The sequence below is a fragment of the Komagataeibacter saccharivorans genome (assembly GCF_003207825.1).
Taxonomy (GTDB): domain Bacteria; phylum Pseudomonadota; class Alphaproteobacteria; order Acetobacterales; family Acetobacteraceae; genus Komagataeibacter; species Komagataeibacter saccharivorans.
On sequence record NZ_NKTY01000068.1, the window covers coordinates 1 to 1970 of the forward strand.

Below are 1970 nucleotides of genomic sequence, written 5' to 3' on the forward strand. Positions count from 1 at the left end.
TGGGCGTCAGTAAAGCGATCACTCTTCATCAGAATCTCCTCAATTCTTACGCTGAGAAAATTCTCATTCAAAAGTCACTCTTTTTATGGGGGGATTACCTGCAGCTTATATAAAGTTGTGCAGCGAGAGGAATATTCTCCGCATTTGCGAACAATCCATCTACCAAGAGAAAAATTACGAATTATAATGAGAGCAGAGCATGTGCGCGCCAATAAAAGAGTGATTGGGCCAGATGATCTCTGTCATGAGAGGCTTATTGCGACACTCACGTCTGTCACCCCGACGCTGGATGTGGTGCTCTGTGCTCCGATCACCTCAGCCAATCCGTCTGTCTCTACATTGATGGATATTGCGGCGCAGACATGATGCTGGCTCAGGAGATGATCCAGTCACTCAGCAAGTGTAAGGGCCGTGCCTTTGTGAAAGGCGATATGACTGGTTTTAAGGCTTTCTATTTCATATTGAGGGTGTTCTGCCGTCGCGTGATGCTGATAGCCGTTGACCAGAAAGGGCGCCGTATGAATGGCTTTGATCCGTCCACTGACGTATCCCGCTTCCGAGTTCCAAGATACGATGTCTCCGATCTGGAAAGTTTGTGACGGCATGGAAAACTCCGTATCCAATGTGAACCTCGCAGGGGAAGCAAGATCATCTTCTTGTCATCCATTCTACACCATTGGGCATTCCACGCTTGCGCTATCTGATTTTATCGCGCTTTTGCGTCATTATGGCGTGACACTGATCGCGGATGTGAGGGCTTTTCCGTATTCCCGGCGTAATCGAGACTATGATGGCACCAGTCTCCAGCCGGAACTGGCGGCACAGGGGATCGGATATAGTCATTTTCCAGAGCTTGGTGGACGACGGCCACGGTCGAAGACGATGCCTGCGGAGACCAACGCATTCTGGCGTGTCCAGAGTTTTCATAATTATGCGGATTATGCGCTTGGAGAAGATTTTCACCGAGGTCTTGCCCGGCTTATCGAGGCGGGACAGCAGGCAACTGTTGCGATCATGTGCGCGGAGGTGCTCTGGTGGCGCTGTCACAGGCGCATCGTTACTGACTATCTTCTGGCCCACGGGGTGACAGTCTTTCATATTCTGTCCATGACGGATGCCGTTCCCGCGCACCTTACTGAATCTGCGATTATTGATAGTAGCCGTCATATTACTTACCCACAAATAAACACTTCCAGAGGCTGAAGGTAAAATGTAGGCATAAAAACAAACGATCTCGAAAAATTGGTAATCCCCCCATTTTTAGTGGGGCATTGAATGAGAATTCAGGCAGCTGTTTTTAGTTTCTGGGCGGGGGTTAGCCCGCTGTTCCCCATGTTGGGTCTGTCATGGTTATATGTCCAGAGCCATTGTGTTGCGACCTCCTGCACGTCCTGAATGCTTTCAAACAAATACTGCTCCAGCCATTCCTGCCGGACAGTTCTGTTGTAGCGTTCAATATAGGCGTTCTGCTGCGGATTACCCGGTTGCGTATAGATCAGGGCAATCCCCTGTTTTTCGGCCCATGAAACCAACGTATGACTGACATATTCAGGGCCATTATCCATTCGGATGGCTTCTGGCCTGCCACGCCACTCCATAACCTGGAGGGTTCGAAAAACTCTCTGGTTATGAGGCCCTGTGTGTGATTCCATCGTTCATCTTACGATGAGGGATGGATGATGATGCAGCCCGGTTTTTTTGATGTTGAAGATCGCCTGGCTCGTCTGAGTGGGCTTGGTGACCAGCTCGAAGCATTTTCCCGGACTGTGGATTTTGAAGTATTCCGTCCTGACCTGGAGAAGGCTCTGGCCTATGCGGACGGGAGCAAAGGCGGCCGTCCGCCGTTTGATCCGGTGCTGATGTTCAAAATCCGTAAGCATCCGGCGGGAGACGCGGGCGTATTCAGGCGGCGATGGTATTGTGGACCTGCTGGTGGGCTTTCCAGTGCCAGGGCAGGAGTTCATGGAGGC

At 50.8% G+C, this 1970-nt stretch carries 3 protein-coding genes and 2 pseudogenes; 3 read left to right on the forward strand and 2 right to left on the reverse strand.

The genetic code is table 11. The annotated features are described in order from the left end of the window. The coding region (locus CFR79_RS16305) for a substrate-binding domain-containing protein (protein ID WP_258373659.1) at window positions 1-366 on the forward strand (366 nt) is incomplete at its 5' end. A 23-nt stretch (window positions 367-389) separates the two neighbouring features. Here the strand turns inward: CFR79_RS16305 and CFR79_RS15280 are convergent. Continuing rightward, window positions 390-605 (reverse strand): hypervirulence associated TUDOR domain-containing protein, encoded by a 216-nt coding sequence (locus CFR79_RS15280; protein ID WP_061507197.1) that lies wholly within the window; start codon window positions 603-605, stop codon window positions 390-392. Here CFR79_RS15280 and CFR79_RS15285 point away from each other — a divergent pair. Continuing rightward, window positions 604-1203, forward strand: a complete 600-nt coding sequence (locus CFR79_RS15285) for a DUF488 domain-containing protein (RefSeq protein WP_035366892.1) — start codon at window positions 604-606, stop codon at window positions 1201-1203. The genes CFR79_RS15280 and CFR79_RS15285 overlap by 2 nt on opposite strands. Before the next feature lie 80 nt (window positions 1204-1283). Here CFR79_RS15285 and CFR79_RS15290 read toward each other — a convergent pair. Continuing rightward, a pseudogene (locus CFR79_RS15290) lies at window positions 1284-1625 on the reverse strand (transposase); the annotation flags it as partial. A 51-nt stretch (window positions 1626-1676) separates the two neighbouring features. On the opposite strand from CFR79_RS15290, the pseudogene CFR79_RS15295 reads away from it, so the two are divergent. Continuing rightward, a pseudogene (locus CFR79_RS15295) lies at window positions 1677-1970 on the forward strand (hypothetical protein); the annotation flags it as partial.